The sequence below is a fragment of the Vibrio sp. D401a genome (assembly GCF_030248515.1).
Classification (GTDB): Bacteria; Pseudomonadota; Gammaproteobacteria; order Enterobacterales; family Vibrionaceae; genus Vibrio; species Vibrio rotiferianus.
Genome location: NZ_JAHGAI010000019.1, coordinates 47,468 through 62,234, shown reverse-complemented (window position 1 = coordinate 62,234; position 14,767 = coordinate 47,468). Strand labels below are relative to the sequence as shown.

At 46.7% G+C, this 14,767-nt stretch carries 13 protein-coding genes and 1 tRNA gene; 6 read left to right on the top strand and 8 right to left on the bottom strand.

The genetic code is table 11. The features are described from left to right. The first annotated feature begins 114 nt into the window (after nucleotides 1–114). On the top strand, nucleotides 115–786 hold the full coding sequence (locus KIV41_RS09145; RefSeq protein ID WP_285336129.1) for a DUF2057 domain-containing protein: 672 nt from the start codon (nucleotides 115–117) through the stop codon (nucleotides 784–786). Nucleotides 787–834: 48 nt separating this feature from the next. On the opposite strand, the gene KIV41_RS09140 is transcribed toward KIV41_RS09145, so the two are convergent. After that, the gene (locus tag KIV41_RS09140) at nucleotides 835–2,043 is read right to left on the bottom strand and encodes a NupC/NupG family nucleoside CNT transporter (protein WP_252042282.1); all 1,209 of its coding nucleotides are present in this window, start codon (nucleotides 2,041–2,043) and stop codon (nucleotides 835–837) included. Between the two features lie 412 nt (nucleotides 2,044–2,455). On the opposite strand from KIV41_RS09140, the gene KIV41_RS09135 reads away from it, so the two are divergent. The 3 genes from KIV41_RS09135 (at nucleotide 2,456) to KIV41_RS09125 (ending at nucleotide 3,330) form a co-directional block, all read left to right on the top strand. After that, a complete protein-coding gene (locus KIV41_RS09135; protein ID WP_081469199.1) occupies nucleotides 2,456–2,641 on the top strand; it encodes a hypothetical protein in 186 nt (61 codons plus the stop codon). Next, a tRNA-Leu gene (locus KIV41_RS09130) sits at nucleotides 2,606–2,689 on the top strand. The genes KIV41_RS09135 and KIV41_RS09130 overlap by 36 nt, the downstream gene beginning before the upstream one ends. Nucleotides 2,690–2,718: 29 nt before the next feature. Then, nucleotides 2,719–3,330: a DUF2913 family protein gene (locus KIV41_RS09125; RefSeq protein ID WP_285336128.1), complete on the top strand. Its 612-nt coding sequence runs from the start codon at nucleotides 2,719–2,721 to the stop codon at nucleotides 3,328–3,330. A 94-nt stretch (nucleotides 3,331–3,424) separates the two neighbouring features. On the opposite strand, the gene KIV41_RS09120 is transcribed toward KIV41_RS09125, so the two are convergent. Next, nucleotides 3,425–4,825, bottom strand: coding sequence for a tryptophanase (locus KIV41_RS09120; protein WP_285336127.1), 1,401 nt, complete (start codon nucleotides 4,823–4,825; stop codon nucleotides 3,425–3,427). Nucleotides 4,826–5,121: 296 nt separating this feature from the next. Beyond that, nucleotides 5,122–6,366: an NADH:ubiquinone reductase (Na(+)-transporting) subunit B gene (locus KIV41_RS09115; protein ID WP_285336126.1), complete on the bottom strand. Its 1,245-nt coding sequence runs from the start codon at nucleotides 6,364–6,366 to the stop codon at nucleotides 5,122–5,124. Nucleotides 6,367–6,533: 167 nt separating this feature from the next. Here KIV41_RS09115 and KIV41_RS09110 point away from each other — a divergent pair, with 167 nt between their 5' ends. Then, nucleotides 6,534–6,941 (top strand): cystatin, encoded by a 408-nt coding sequence (locus KIV41_RS09110; protein ID WP_285336125.1) that lies wholly within the window; start codon nucleotides 6,534–6,536, stop codon nucleotides 6,939–6,941. 31 nt (nucleotides 6,942–6,972) lie between these two features. Here KIV41_RS09110 and KIV41_RS09105 read toward each other — a convergent pair whose 3' ends face one another. The 5 genes from KIV41_RS09105 to KIV41_RS09085 all read right to left on the bottom strand — a co-directional run bounded on the left by KIV41_RS09105 (nucleotide 6,973) and on the right by KIV41_RS09085 (nucleotide 12,588). Further along, nucleotides 6,973–7,455 carry a hypothetical protein gene (locus tag KIV41_RS09105; protein ID WP_088879768.1) on the bottom strand — a complete coding sequence of 161 codons (483 nt, stop codon included), beginning with the start codon at nucleotides 7,453–7,455 and terminating at the stop codon, nucleotides 6,973–6,975. Next, complete coding sequence (locus KIV41_RS09100) at nucleotides 7,452–7,985, bottom strand: GrpB family protein (protein WP_285336124.1); 534 nt, start codon at nucleotides 7,983–7,985, stop codon at nucleotides 7,452–7,454. The genes KIV41_RS09105 and KIV41_RS09100 overlap by 4 nt, the downstream gene beginning before the upstream one ends. 139 nt (nucleotides 7,986–8,124) lie before the next feature. Then, a complete protein-coding gene (gene lhgO, locus KIV41_RS09095) occupies nucleotides 8,125–9,357 on the bottom strand; it encodes an L-2-hydroxyglutarate oxidase (RefSeq protein WP_285336123.1) in 1,233 nt (410 codons plus the stop codon). Between the two features lie 8 nt (nucleotides 9,358–9,365). Next, nucleotides 9,366–11,489: a TRAP transporter permease gene (locus KIV41_RS09090; protein ID WP_285336122.1), complete on the bottom strand. Its 2,124-nt coding sequence runs from the start codon at nucleotides 11,487–11,489 to the stop codon at nucleotides 9,366–9,368. Between the two features lie 88 nt (nucleotides 11,490–11,577). Further along, a complete protein-coding gene (locus tag KIV41_RS09085; RefSeq protein ID WP_005374185.1) occupies nucleotides 11,578–12,588 on the bottom strand; it encodes a TAXI family TRAP transporter solute-binding subunit in 1,011 nt (336 codons plus the stop codon). Nucleotides 12,589–13,424: 836 nt separating this feature from the next. Here KIV41_RS09085 and brnQ point away from each other — a divergent pair. Further along, the gene (gene brnQ, locus KIV41_RS09080) at nucleotides 13,425–14,735 is read left to right on the top strand and encodes a branched-chain amino acid transport system II carrier protein (protein WP_285336121.1); all 1,311 of its coding nucleotides are present in this window, start codon (nucleotides 13,425–13,427) and stop codon (nucleotides 14,733–14,735) included. The last annotated feature ends 32 nt before the right edge of the window (nucleotides 14,736–14,767 follow it).

Sequence of the window (14,767 nt, the reverse complement as noted above, 5' to 3'; positions counted from 1 at the left end):
GATTAAAATGACGTTCTTGTTAAATTTTCATACTTCTTACATTCGACGGTTGCAATCAAGCATTTAACGATGCACTCTCGATGACCACAAATGACAGAGCTTAGGATAAAAACAATGAAATTGATCAAGCCTTTAACTTGCGCGCTTGCTCTTGCAATGAGCGGAATGGCATTCGCTGATGTGACAATCCATGTTCCTGACGACGTTTCAGTTTTGGCCGCTAACGGTGAAAAGGTTAAGCTTTCTGGTGGCTTCTTTGCTTCAGAGAAGAGCTTTACGCTTCCTGATGGTGTAAATCAGGTAGTATTTCGATTCTCGCCTTTCTTTAGTAAAGGCAATGATCGCGTCAGCGTTGATAGCGATGTGATCGTAACTCGTTTCGACGCAGCCGATGCGGAGCTAAGCCTACAGGTTCCTGAATACCGAGATCTTCGCCAAGCTGAAGCAAACATCAAAGACCTCGATTGGAAACTGGTTGATGCTTCTGGCAATGCAATTACCGTAGAGCAAGACAAGCTTATCAAACCAGGTATGCAGCTCGGCCGCGATTACGTTCGTGAAGTTGAAGATTACAACCGAGCTGGCGGGGTTGCTGCGATTGGCGTTGCAACCGCAGCGGTAGTTCAACCTGTAACACTTCCTGCAAAAATCCCAGCAGACATGAAGCAAACAAAGCCTGCGACAATGAAAGCAGATTCAACCGCTGAAGAAATGCTGCATTTCTGGTACCAAAAAGCGGACGCAGAAACTAAAGCTCGCTTTAAAGAATACGTAAACAAACAATAGCTAATAAAAAGCCCGCATCATAGCGGGCTTTTACATAGTGACAATCAATTATAGCGAAATAAAGATACCCGCCAAACATGCACTCATTAAGTTCGCTAACGTACCAGCTGCTACCGCTTTCAGCCCCATGTTCGCTACGTCTTTACGACGCTCTGGAGCCATCACACCGATAGAACCAAGCTGGATCGCAATAGAGCCGATGTTCGCAAAGCCACACAGTGCAAAAGTGATGATCACTTGAGTGTGCTCACTCAGCGTTGCTTTGTGCTGTACAAAGTCGATGAATGCCACGAATTCGTTCATTACAACCTTCTGACCAATGTAGGAACCAGCCGCTAGAACTTCGTGACTAGGCACACCAATTAGCCAAGCTAGAGGCGCAAATAGGTAACCAAAAATGGCTTGTAGCGTAATACCCGCAAAGCCGAACACCTCACCTAAGTTTTCTAACCCAGTGTTCACCATCGCAATCACACTCACAAATGCGATCAGCATAGTACCTACCGCAACCGCGACTTTCATACCGCCCATCGCGCCGCTTGCTAGCGCGTCGATCACGTTGCTCTCTTCAGACTTATCCAATTCGATGTTGTTGTAATCGCTTGGCGTTTGACGCTCTGGCACAATGATTTTTGCCATCAACAGGCTACCTGGAGCAGCCATGAAGCTCGCTGCGATTAGGTATTTCAGCTCTACACCAAGACCTGCGTAACCACCTAGTACACTACCTGCGACTGACGCCATACCACCAGCCATTACCGCGAACAGTTCTGAACGAGTCATGTTTTGCAAGAAAGGACGGATAAGAAGTGGCGATTCGCCTTGAGAGAGGAAGATGTTACCGGTTGCAACAAGAGATTCTGCTTTGCTGGTCCCCAAGAACTTTTGGATGGCACCACCGATAAATTGAATCACTTTTTGCATGATACCCAAGTAGTAAAGGGCAGAGATAAGAGCGCTGAAGAAGATGATGATAGGAAGAACGCGAACCGCGAAGATGAAACCAGTAGAAGCAAGGTCACCAAAGAGGAACTTGATGCCTTCATCGGCAAAACTCAATAACCCAGCGACACCATTGCTCAAACTGGCTAACGCCGCTTGTCCCCAAGGGAAGTAGAGCACCAAGGCTGCGAAACCCATTTGAAGCAGCAATGCTCGAGACACGGTTTTCCAATTGATTGAAGAACGGCTCTCTGACAGCAGGAACGCACAACCTAATAGTGCAACAATACCAAATAGACTAAATAGAACACTCATGAATCGGACCTACTGAACGTTGAAAAAGAAAGGAATGCCAAAAGCATTGGCAGAAGAAAGGGACAACGCATCGAGTGACAACGCACTCGTAGATCCAAATTGAAGGAAGAACGGATAGTTCGACATCTTATTTTTACCTTATACAAGCAATTGAACGTAGCTGGTCCGGTCCGTGGGGTCATTCACTGCTGGAGAGCTCTCGACTCTTCCTGCTCCATGTGACGGCTTGTATGGGTAAGGGTCCTGAACAACTGAACCCTAATTCCCGCTTAAACGGGACGCAAGTATAGCCAACAAAAAGAGAGTTTCATCACATTTATTTACGCAAACGTTCAAGCGTTCACTTTTTGTGCAAACCTGTCATTTTATGGTCATACTTGTAGTAAAAGTAAGGGTATTGGGAGGTTTCTGAATGCCGAAATTATTAAAAATGGACAATAAATGCTCACTTGAACGCCAAAGACTAAAAATGAGCAATTTTACTCTCGCCAACCTATGGATTTTGGATATACAATTTGGAACGCTTCATTTTGAAGCCTCTGTGTATTCAGAGCATCATGATGCCGAGATGGTGAAATTGGTAGACACGCTAGCATGAGGTGCTAGTGCCTTAGGTGTGAGGGTTCGAGTCCCTCTCTCGGCACCATTCCTTTCTTTCAAAGAATTTAGAGTGTAATGCAAAGTTCTAAGCAGGCAAAACAATCCGCGGACGCTAATCAATTACTTAGCGAACTAGCGGTGCACGCCTTATTACACCTGCACTTCAAAATCCATGCATCATCGCGAAGCCTTCCTCTCAAAGAACGTAACGACCTACTGCAAAAGTGGCTTAAGCCTAAGCTCAAAAGCAATCGCTACAAACTGATTAAAAAGCCATTAAAGTCTCTGACTCAACAGGCAAAAGGGGAAAATGGCAATTTAGAAGCTTTACTTGAACGTTGTGTAGGTGCCGATAAACCTGGCAACCCACAGCCTCACCTCGACAGCTACCTGCTGCTGATCAACGAAGTCGAGAAGAAATTAGGTACCACGGTACTGCTTTCTCGTCCTGAAGATGTTGACTTATCCCACGATCAACACGGTTGTTTACTGTGCGTACTATCGGATAACTTAAACCAACACTTCGACGATAATAACGTCCTAATCGCACCTATTTCGATGCTTTTCCGTGGACCTATGAGTCAACGCTCTCTGTTCCTTGGTAGTATTTATGCCAGCAACACCTTCAATTACGAAGTGTTGTACCAAGACGAGCAGTTTGTGCGAATCACGCTAGATTTAGCGTAACTCGACACTCAGATGAATTGAAAAAAGCCGCGAAGTTCGCGGCTTTTTGCTTAATTAACGCTATCAATGTCTGGAGTATCGACCCCCAGAGCTATCAATCCAGTTCGCGGAAACGAGCCGTGAAGTGGCGAAGTACTGGTGGTTCGTATTCAAACGTCAATCCTTTCAGTTCATGAGCACGATTCTTCAACTCGATGATCGCATCAGCGATGTAATCCATGTGATCGTTGGTGTAAACACGACGTGGAATGGTCAAACGCATCAACTCAAGTTCCGACGCTTTTTGGTCACCTGTTTCCGGATCTCGACCAAGCAGCAGTGAACCAATCTCTACTGCACGAATGCCTGCCTCTAAGTACAAGGCATTACATAGCACCTGCGCCGGAAATTGGTCCGCTGGGATATGAGGTAAGATCTTCGCCGCATCAACGAAGACAGCATGACCACCTGTTGGGTATTGAATTGGAATGCCACCCTCGCGTAGACGCTCACCCAAGTATTGCACTTGGCTAATGCGGTAGTGAAGGTAATCCTCATCCGCACCTTCATACAATCCGCGAGCCAAGGCTTCCATATCACGACCTGCCATACCACCGTAAGTGACAAAGCCTTCCATCGGTACACATCGTGTTTGAACCGCTTGGAAAAGCTCTTGATGATCGCGAATACAACACATACCACCAATATTCACCATCGGATCTTTCTTCGCAGACATGGTGAGCATGTCACCATATTGGTACATCTCACGAATTATTTCGAGGATCGATTTGCTCTCATAGCCCGCTTCACGCTGCTTGATAAAGTAAGCGTTCTCACAGTAACGAGCCGAATCAATCACCACAGGAATGTCGTACTTGGTTGCGATCTCGTACACGCTGCGCATATTTTCCATCGACACTGGCTGACCACCAGAGCTGTTACACGTCACCGTCGTGATGATCGCACAGATGTTTTGAGAACCATGTTCTTCAATCGTTGCCACCAGCTTATTGAGGTCAAAATTACCCTTCCAGTCATATGGCGTTGTAGTATCGAACGCTTCTTCCGTTACCACGTTAATCGCTTTACCGCCATTGAGCTCAATGTGGCCCGCTGTGGTATCGAAGTGGTAATTCGAGATAAACACGGGCGTTTCACCACCACGCACCTGACGCATGCGCTCAATCAAAGCAGGGAATAAGATTTGCTCCGCCCCACGGCCTTGGTGCGCAGGCACTGTGAGCTTGTAACCAAAGAAATGCTCTACGGCGTCACACAAGTTGTAATAGTTACGACTGCCTGCATAGGACTCATCGCCCATCATGATACCTGCCCACTGATTGTCACTCATGGCACCTGTACCAGAGTCAGTCAGTAGGTCGATGTAGACATCATCACTACGAAGAAGAAATGGGTTAAAGCCCGCTTGTTTAAGGGCAACTTCTCGGTCAGCCAAGGTCGTCATTTTGATTGGCTCAACCATTTTGATACGGAACGGTTCTGGGATACGTTTCATTGTTAATTTCCTTATACGCATGACCCTACGCATTTAAGCGTAAGATTAAAAACAAACTGATAAATTGCTTTTCAATGCAGGAGCATTGAGGAAATTAACGCGCAGAGATTTTACTAAGAAGAGACAAGCAGTAGTCTAGGTTGTACCAGAACGACAGCACCAAACGGCTATCGAGAATATCCTTAATTCTCATCGTCTTCGTCCTCCTGATAAAAAGAAAAGCCAGAAACCCCATGTCTCTGACCTTTTCAATATAGTGCAGTTTTCAATCAAATTTCAGTGAAGCTCACCTCATTTTACGAAGGTCTTGCCCTTTTCATTCTGCGTTTGATGTTGTTCTCTTTGACCATGTAATCGAACAGCGGTGCGAATAAGTTAGCAAACAGAATCGCTAACATGATGCCTTCCGGATAGGCTGGGTTTAGCACTCGAATAAATATCGTCATCACACCAATCAAAATACCGTAAGCCCATTTACCGCCATTTGTGAAGGCAGCCGATACTGGGTCTGTCGCCATAAAGAAGGTACCAAACGCAATACCACCAATCACAAAGTGCCAGTAAAACGGCATAGAGAACATAGGATTGGTATTCGACCCGATCGCATTAAGCAGTAGCGACGTCACAGCTAAGCCAACAAAGACCCCCGCAACGATTCGCCACGAAGCGATCTTCATAAAGATCAGCACCAGACCTGTTAGCGCGATCAGCAAGGTGGATACTTCCCCCATCGAACCGGGCAGATTGCCAACAAACGCGTCCATCCATGAGATAGGCTGCCCCGTCATGTTGTTCGTCAAGGCACTCTGACCACCTTCATACCATTGGCTCAGCGGTGTCGCGCCGGAGTAACCATCTGCCGCAACCCAAACCGCGCCGCCAGACATGTTAGCGGGATAAGCGAAGTACAAAAAGGCTCGCCCTGCTAGTGCCGGGTTTAAGAAGTTTCGCCCCGTGCCACCGAAGATCTCTTTCGCTACCACGATACCAAAAGTGATACCTAAGGCGGCTTGCCACAGTGGAATGGTTGGCGGCAGAATCAATGAGAACAGAATGGAGCTCACGAAGAAGCCTTCATTCACTTCATGTTTGCGGACGATGGCAAACAGAACCTCCCAAAAACCACCGACGATGAACACCGTCGCGTAGACAGGCAGAAAATAGGTCGCGCCAACAAGCATTTTACTTGCCCAACCTGCTTGGCTCGCGGCTTCTACCGAACCCCAAACCCAGCTTAGCCCCCAAGAGGCGTCAATGGCTTGCTGCGCTGCTGCTCGGTCAAGACCGTAGAGCAAAGCGTCGCTGGATTGCTGCCCTATGTTGTACATACCCCAAAACATCGCTGGAAATACGGCTAACCACACCATAATCATGATGCGCTTTAAATCGATGCTATCTCGCACGTGGGTAGTGCCGTGATTCACTTTTCCTGGCGTATAAAAAAGGGTTTCGACTGCTTCGAAGAGTGGGTAGAACTTGTGGTACTGGCCTCCCGGTTCAAACTTTGGTGAGACCTTTTCAAAATAATGCTTCAGACTCATAACGTCTCCTCCTCTAAACAGTGTTACGAGTGCCACTCAAAAGCGATCGTTTTTACCCTTTCACTCTTCTGATCCGTATCTATGAGCTGTTACGTAATACCCTGTGATTATGTAAACCGTGAAAGTCGTGCTTATACTCAATCAATAACCAAACAACGGAGTGAATTATGAAGTCAAGGATGATGTGGACAACCATTATGGCTATTACCGCGCTTCCATTTGCTAACAGTGCACTGGCGGTCGACAAACAAATGTCACCAGCTTTAAAGAAGAAAATGCAAGCGATATGCGACGCACAAGGTGGTGTCGCGGGAGGTTGGCAAGTGGCGAAAGTCACCCCAGATGCTGAGCGCTCTCTCAGTATGATTCTACATCAAATGAATGCTACGGATAAGCTAAAACAAATCAATGATGTGAGAACCCAAGTCGTCGGCGGCATTCACTACGCGATGGAGTTTGAACTCAAAGACGGGCAAGTTTGGAATGCGATTGTGTTGCACAGCGCCCGCGGCGATTACATGATTGAGAGGCACGCCAAGAAAGGCGAACTCTGCCCTAAAGGTGGAGAGTCCTAACGGCTCTTCCAAATACAGCAAAGGCGACAGTTTAGTCGCCTTTGTTCTTTTCGGGTTTAGCAACGACTTCAAACGCTCGTGTAAACTGATAACTCATAATCTGGGGGCGAATCAAATCGCATGCTAAATCAGAAGCATCATGCTTGGTGAATGGTAAATGTTCCGATAGAACCTCTTTGGACTCTTTATCAACCGTTTGAAAGGATTCAATAATTCTTAGAGGAACGTGAAACTGACGATCTCTCACAAGAAAGAAATAGTATTGGAGATGCTCGCCATACGTCGCTGCGTTGTTAATCTCGCTACCAATTTTTACCGCTTCAACACGACTGCCTTCACAATCAAATTTAAACACATTGGTAATTTCTGCTTCCATAGAGCCTGGGACATAGACCACATAGTCAACACTGAGATCATGACTAACTAATACATAACTCTCGTCGCGCTCGTGCAGTTGATACGCAAAAGAATAAAATGCACTACAAAGCAAAATGAGCCCCAGCGGTGTCCTCATTCGGTCTTCCACTCATTTATGACTTTACGTACAAAATCTGTCTTAGCATCGGTATATTTTTCGATGGTAATTTCAGCTTGCTTCACCAAAGAAAACTTCAGAGCTAAGTACTCACTTCTAAGCTCAGCATTTCCATTTAGTCTATCTCGAAATTGAATCCAGTCTCGCCACAACTGTCCTTGATACTGAGTGAGGTGCAGATAGTGTGTTTTGACTTGATAAGAATCATCGGTGAACTTTGCAAAGACCATCTCATCTTGCTTTTCCACTTTCAAGCGCAGAAATCCAACACTTTTCAGTGCATCAATCAGCTTTGGAGAAACATGAGGAAAGTGCTCAATACCTAGCACAATATCGATAATGGGTTTGGCAGGCATATCCAAAATAGCAGTACTGCCAATATGGTCGATTTGAGTTGGCGGAATCTCCGTCACTAACGCCAGTTCAGATCGGCTGCGTGCAAACTCCTGTCGCCATGCTGGGTCATGTTTAACGACGTCTACTTTGTGATTGGCTAAACCTAGTTTCATCCATCCCTCTCCTGATAAACCCAAGTATCATAAGAAGGAAGTAATCCAACCACCAAAGTAAAAGCCAAACTTCCGGCACACCCGACACTAATCACCCAACAAATAGAGTCTGGAGTACTTTTAGTTTGGCTTTTTACTGTTAAACCGTCTCGGTTTTTGCCTCTATCTTCTCATTCACCTTATCGCAAATGTACTCCCCAATAGGCATTGCAGATGTCGCTGCGGGAGACGGTGCGTTGCAAACGTGTAGGCTTCTTGCGCTCTCGGCAAACAAGAAGTCATGAACCAAAGTGCCATCGGATAACACTGCTTGCGCACGAATACCCGCAGGATATGGTTTGAGGTCGTCTACCTTGATACTAGGGCAATATTTGTTGACCAACTTGAGATAGCCCGGCTTCCACCACGAGTTCTTAAACTCATCCAGTCCAGTTTTTAGATGCTTTTGTGTCACCTTCCAGAAACCGGAGAAGCTCAGCATTTGCATGGTATCTTGCAAGCTGAAGTTAACCTTGTCGTACCCTTCTCGCTTCCAGCCTTGCACCGCGTTTGGACCAACGGTCACACTGCCATCAATCATGCGAGTCAGGTGGACACCTAAGAATGGCAAGTCAGGGTCTGGAATTGGATAAATAAGATGATTCACCACTTGGTCATGTTTGCTATCTAAGCGGTAGTATTCACCGCGATAAGGGATGATTTGGAAATCGGTCGGAATAGACATCATCTTAGTCATGCGATCCGCCATCAAGCCGCTGCAAGTGACCAAGAACTTAGCATTAAGCTGCATGGTTTGACCGTCTGAAATACAGGTCAGCTGGACTTCTTCGTCCTTCTCGTCGGCAGCCACAACTTTGGTTCTTAGGCTGATTTGACCGCCGAGCTTTTTGAACTCTTCCGCCATCTGCTCCGTGACCAAACGATAATCGACAATACTGGTGGTTTTGACATAAATCGCGCCCAATCCCGTGATGTTTGGCTCAGCCAGCTTGAGTTGCACTTCATCGAGTAGCTTTACGTCGATGCCGTTGACATGGCAGCGCTCATAGAGGGCATTCATGCGTTCGACTTCTTGCTCATTGGTCGCAACCAGTAACTTGCCACAGTTCTCCACCGGAATATCGTGCTGAGCACAGAACGAAATGGTTCGCTCTACCCCACGCTTACAAAAATCGGCTTTTAGGCTGCCCGGTGCGTAGTACACTCCAGCATGAATCACGCCGCTATTGTGTCCGGTTTGATGCTTGGCAAAACCGGACTCTTTCTCAACCAATAAAATGGATTTGTCTGGGTGGCGTTGCTGCAGTTGCCATGCTGTCGACACACCAACGATACCGCCACCAACAATGATGTAGTCATAGACTGATTTCATACGACCTCTTATAAAACCGATAGTTGAGATTGTTGCAATTTGAACTTGCGACCACTGTAAATGAACACCGCGACAAATACCGCGCAGCTTGCCACACGAACCAACATTGGTATGTCGTGCCAAACCAGCAATGTACCCACCACTACCAACAAGAGACGCGTCAGAATGTTTAGAGGGCCTTCCAAGTAACCTTCAATCGCACCAATCAATGCATAGGTACCGATGATGGCAAAAAAGCCCACGGTAATTACCGACGTTACATCCCAACTGACTAAGCCTGTGTAAGCAATAAGTAGCGGCACAAGATACAAACCTTTGGCGATTTTCCATGCCATCAAACCAGTACGCATTGGCGGTGTTTTCGCGATGGTTGCTGCTGCAAATGCGGTCAAACACACTGGAGGCGTTACGTTACTGTCTTGCGATAACCAGAAGATGATGAGGTGAGCAGCCAGCAATGCCAAGCCTACTGCTTCCATACCCAAACCTTGCTCTAGTAGCGTCTCCATAAAGTCCGCAGGTACTAGCGCCACCATTTCTTTCGCGGTTTCCAACGCCATTGGTGCATTTAGCAGTTCCAACTTTTCTGGCGCCGCCAACATGAAGATGGCTTTTGCTTGTTCAGGCAATTGGCCCGACACCATCAATTCAAGCAATTGGTTTTCCGCAATCAACTTGTAAAGCGCAGGGGCAGACAGTGTGCCCAATACAATATACGCCGCTGTCACGGGTAAACCCATACCCAAAACAAGAGAAGCGAGCGCAATCAGAACGATCATGATGAACAAGTCACCATTCGCCCAACCATCGATCATCAATGAGAAGGTGTTGCCGATACCTGTTGTACTGATCACGTTGATCACCAAACCAATACCCACCAGCAATACGGCTGTTGTCGCCATGTTCTTCGCACCTTGCGATAGCGCTTCGATGATCGCTTTTGGTCCCATCTTGTGATCTTTCGAGAACCAAGACGCCACCACTACTGAAATGATCGATAAGCCAGCAGCGTAAGTTGGCGTAAAGCCTTGAACCAGCAAAGTAACCAATACCGCCAGCGGGATAAGGTTGTGCCAACCGCTGATCAACACTTTCAGTAAAGATTCATCGCTGGTCGTGATTTTTTGAACGCCGCTGCGTTTGGCTTCGATACGCACAAAGAACGCAACAGACAAGAAATAGATAAGAGCAGGGATGAAAGACACCGCGATGATATCGACATAAGGAATTTGTGTGTAAGACGCCATGATGAAAGCACCCGCGCCCATCACTGGTGGCATCAACTGACCACCTGTCGACGCCGCAGCTTCAACGCCCGCTGCAAAGCGCGAAGGGAAACCTGCTTTTTGCATTAAAGGAATACTGATAACACCGGTTGAAACCGTATTTGCCACACTAGAGCCAGATACTGAGCCCATCAAACCGGAGCCAATCACCGCAATAAAACCCGGACCACCGATGATTTTGCCAGCCGCAGCACGTGCCACATTGATGATGTAATCACCAACACCAGAGCGAACAAGAAACGCCCCAAACAGAATGAACATGAATACGAAAGTCCAACTGATGCGCGAAATAGAGCCAAACATACCCTCAGAAGAATAGAAACTGCGGTAGAGCAAGGTTTCCATGCTCAAACCCGGGAAGTGGAAAATACCTGTCGCCCACTTACCCCAAAGCACAACGTAGCTCAGACACACCACAATCAGCACTGGAATAAACCAGCCCATGGTGCGTCGGATCAGCTCAATCACAATCAGGATTGCCATGATGGCGAAGACCCAATCGCTGGTCACGAACTTCACACCACGTTCGTAGAGCGCATCTTCGGCATAGGGAATGTAGAGCAAACACGCGATCGCACCCATGGCAATTAACACATCGATACCGAGTGCAATCTTACTCTGCTTGAGAGAGATATGAGCCGGATACCAAAGCGCACAAATCACCGCAAAGCCAGCAAAGTGGGTAGCGGATATCCATAACTCTGGTAACGTCGATAAGGTATTAAACCAAATGTGCAAAGCAGACAACACCACGCCAAACACTGTGATTGTGGTGGTTACCCACGGAAAATCAGTGCGCGTGGGCAGCTCAAACTTCTGCAATTCCTTTTCTATTGAGTCGCTCATCTCATACTCCAAGCTCTGGCGGCTTTTTCCATCTTAGAAATCGGTAGGGATAAAATGCCCCGAGTCAAAACTCGGGGCGAAGTTAGCGTTATTTCGCCATTAGATCTGATGGGATTTCGATGCCCATTTCTTTGTAGTAACGCGCCGCACCTGGGTGAAGAGGCACTGGCAAGCCAGCGATCGCTTTCTCAATCGCCATTGCTTTTGTTGCTTTGTGGATACCTTGTAGGAAAGGCAGGTTCTCGTAGATCGCTTTGGTTAGTTGGTAAACGTCTTCTTCCGAGATATCTTCACGAACAGCCAAGAAGTTTGGCTGTGCAATGGTGGTGATCGGCTTATCTAGACCCGGGTACGTGTTCGCTGGGATCTCGTACTTCGTCCATAGGTTGTAATTGCCGTTCGCCTCTTTGATTTGTTCGTCAGTAAACGAAAGAATTGAAATGTCTTTACCCAGCGCAGCAAAAGCTTGAGTAACCGCACCAACAGGTACGCCTGCAGGCGTGTTCATACCGTCAATGGTGCCGTTTTGAAGTGCACTCGCACTACCGCCGTAGCCCATGTAAGCAAGGTTGAATTTATCAGGATCTACTTTCAGACCTTTCATGATTTGGCGACCAGAGTTTTCAGTACCTGAGTTCTTCTTACCGATAGAAAACTTCTTGCCGTCAAGGTTGTTCAGGTCAGTCACTGTGCCAGTTTTTGCTAGGTCAGAACGAACAATAAAGTGCTCAACGTTTTGCCACAGCATAGAGACTGAACGCAGTTGTTCTTGGCGACCGCTTTTCTCATACGGACCTTCGCCAGACCAAGCCCACGCACCGTAAAGACCTTGTAAAATCGCGAACTGTGCTTCGTTTTCGTTCAGCAGTTTGACGTTTTCACCAGAGCCCGCAGAGCTGATTGCAGAAAGGGAGAAGTGGTGCTTTGGTGCCAATTTCACTTTGCTTAACGTCGCCAACGCTACGCCCACAGGGTAGTAAGTACCACCTGTCGATGCCGTTGCAAGAATGTAGCTACGATCTTCTGCCGCAGCGTTAGCAGCAATACCAAAAGAAGTCACAGCGACAGCCAAAGCTTTTACCAGCTTATTCATTTTCATTATTACTCTCCGTGTAGTCGTTTCACGATTGGGGATTTACATCATGTTAAATCTTTATTAACAACAAATTCCCTAGAGCAATTGAAATGCCAACTTTTAACCCTTTGTATTTATTGAACTAAGTGCTGAAAGACATCAAAAATGAGCAAAATTCTGCTGATTTGATAGCAAAGTAATGAGCAAGATCTTGCTCATTGAAGAGAAGAAGGTTGTGCACCTAGATCGCAAAAGGTTAATAAAATGTGATCAAGACAAAACAAATGCACGATTCACTAATAAGCAATATTTTGCCGATGCAATTTTGGATTGAACTGCAACTAATGAGCGTCTTAACAATAAGAAGAAAAAGCGCATCATTCTAAACTGTTCACTTTATCAGCGGAGGTTTATAGCCTAAACGACTACAAATAGCACAAAAATACAGCAAAACAAGCCATGTTACAGAAATGAAAAGTCATTTATTCTAATTTTGAATTTAAAAAGCAGTTCGATCCACCAGTTCAGAAACAAACATTGACCGTATCAACTTATTTTCTACTTCGGGGTTGTGCCAATAGCCCTATGTTCGTTAGGGTAACAGCACGCCAAGGCAAACGTATTCCTTGGTATTTTTTCGTCATTAAGGATCACCCATGTCAGCAACTGCGCAATTACAATTCGCTTTAAAACGCCCATCTGGCGTTGCTGCTGCGATCCTCCTGCTCTCTCTGAAACTGATTCAGAGCTGACAGGCTATATCTAAACTTTCTGTCAGCTTGAGAAGAAGCTGACGGGAACACCACATACTCCTCCCATTCCTTTCAGTTTCTTCCAAGCGAAACATAAGAGGAATAACAATGTTAAGCGCACGCAATATCGCCGCTTTGGGCTTCATGACTTTCGCCATGTATTTAGGCGCGGGTAACCTGATCTTCCCTCCATTTTTGGGTTATCAAGCAGGTGAAAACTTTCTGAGCGGGATGTCTGGCTTCCTCTTGACGGGTGTAGGTCTGCCTGCGATGGCACTGGTGATGGTGGCTATCGTAAACGGTTCAGACAAATTAACCGCTGCCCTACCTAAACCTTTGGCGACCAGTTTTTGGGTGATGGTATTTATCGTGATTGGCCCTGCGTTCGTGATCCCACGTGCGATTACCGTGGCTTACCAATTCAGCTTTGCGCCAATGTTTGGTGATGCCGCTTTGGTGCCTTTCACTATTGCCTTCTGTGCTATCACCATCTTGTTTGCGCTATACCCGGGCAAATTGGTCGACAACCTAGGCAAGATCTTAACGCCTGCATTAATGGGTATCTTGATCATCATGTCTGTGACTGCTTTGATTTCTCCTGCAGGTGAGCTAACTGCCGCAACAGGACCATACGTATCTGGCGCATTTGCTGAAGGCTTGACCCAAGGCTACATGACCATGGATGCATTAGGTTCTATCGGTTTTGGTTGGATTATCTTCCGCGCGATTCGCAGCATGGGTGTGGATTGTCCGAAAGCCACTGCAAAATACACGCTGATCGCAGCTTTGATGTACGCGGTTGCCATGGCATTTGTTTACATCTCATTGGCTTACATTGGCTCGACAAGCTCATACTTAGGTTCTGAGTTCAGCAATGGTGGCGACATTTTAACGGCATTCACCTTCAGCCACTTCGGCGCATTTGGTTCACTATTACTAGGTGCCGTGATGGTATTAGCGTGTTTGACTACTGCTATCGGCGTAACCACCGCAGGCAGTGAGTTTTACGACAACACTTTCAGCAAAGTGAACTACAAAGGCTGCGTTATCACGACCATGGTATTGGCAGGTTTGATCGCTAACGTAGGTCTAGAGCAACTATTGGCTATCACATTGCCAGCGGTTGTGGCGCTTCATCCAGTCGCGATTGCATTGATGATCATGGCACCTGTGCGCAACAAGATGTCGCAAATCATGGTGGTAGCGACCGCATTCACTGCTCTAACATTTGGTTGTGTTGATGCGCTGCACATCCTAGGTTACATGCCAGAAGCCGCAAACCAATGGTTAGACAGCAACATGCCGCTGTATCACTACTTTGCAAGCTGGATTGTTCCGACGATTGCAATGGTGATTGTGGGTGTAGTCTTTACCCGCAAGGCAAGCCAACAACAAACCGAGTTGGTAAACCAAGCCTAGATTGGCAAGTACCTTAACAAATAAGTACCTCA

What these genes read in the sequence shown, in the direction of transcription:
- brnQ (WP_285336121.1), top strand. Translation starts at nt 13,425, where the DNA reads ATGTTAAGCGCACGCAATATCGCCGCTTTGGGCTTCATGACTTTCGCC.
- KIV41_RS09110 (WP_285336125.1), top strand. Translation starts at nt 6,534, where the DNA reads ATGAAGTCAAGGATGATGTGGACAACCATTATGGCTATTACCGCGCTT.
- KIV41_RS09100 (WP_285336124.1), bottom strand. Translation starts at nt 7,985, where the DNA reads ATGAAACTAGGTTTAGCCAATCACAAAGTAGACGTCGTTAAACATGAC.
- KIV41_RS09105 (WP_088879768.1), bottom strand. Translation starts at nt 7,455, where the DNA reads ATGAGGACACCGCTGGGGCTCATTTTGCTTTGTAGTGCATTTTATTCT.
- KIV41_RS09125 (WP_285336128.1), top strand. Translation starts at nt 2,719, where the DNA reads ATGCAAAGTTCTAAGCAGGCAAAACAATCCGCGGACGCTAATCAATTA.
- lhgO (WP_285336123.1), bottom strand. Translation starts at nt 9,357, where the DNA reads ATGAAATCAGTCTATGACTACATCATTGTTGGTGGCGGTATCGTTGGT.
- KIV41_RS09135 (WP_081469199.1), top strand. Translation starts at nt 2,456, where the DNA reads ATGCCGAAATTATTAAAAATGGACAATAAATGCTCACTTGAACGCCAA.
- KIV41_RS09120 (WP_285336127.1), bottom strand. Translation starts at nt 4,825, where the DNA reads ATGAAACGTATCCCAGAACCGTTCCGTATCAAAATGGTTGAGCCAATC.
- KIV41_RS09145 (WP_285336129.1), top strand. Translation starts at nt 115, where the DNA reads ATGAAATTGATCAAGCCTTTAACTTGCGCGCTTGCTCTTGCAATGAGC.
- KIV41_RS09115 (WP_285336126.1), bottom strand. Translation starts at nt 6,366, where the DNA reads ATGAGTCTGAAGCATTATTTTGAAAAGGTCTCACCAAAGTTTGAACCG.
- KIV41_RS09140 (WP_252042282.1), bottom strand. Translation starts at nt 2,043, where the DNA reads ATGAGTGTTCTATTTAGTCTATTTGGTATTGTTGCACTATTAGGTTGT.
- KIV41_RS09085 (WP_005374185.1), bottom strand. Translation starts at nt 12,588, where the DNA reads ATGAAAATGAATAAGCTGGTAAAAGCTTTGGCTGTCGCTGTGACTTCT.
- KIV41_RS09090 (WP_285336122.1), bottom strand. Translation starts at nt 11,489, where the DNA reads ATGAGCGACTCAATAGAAAAGGAATTGCAGAAGTTTGAGCTGCCCACG.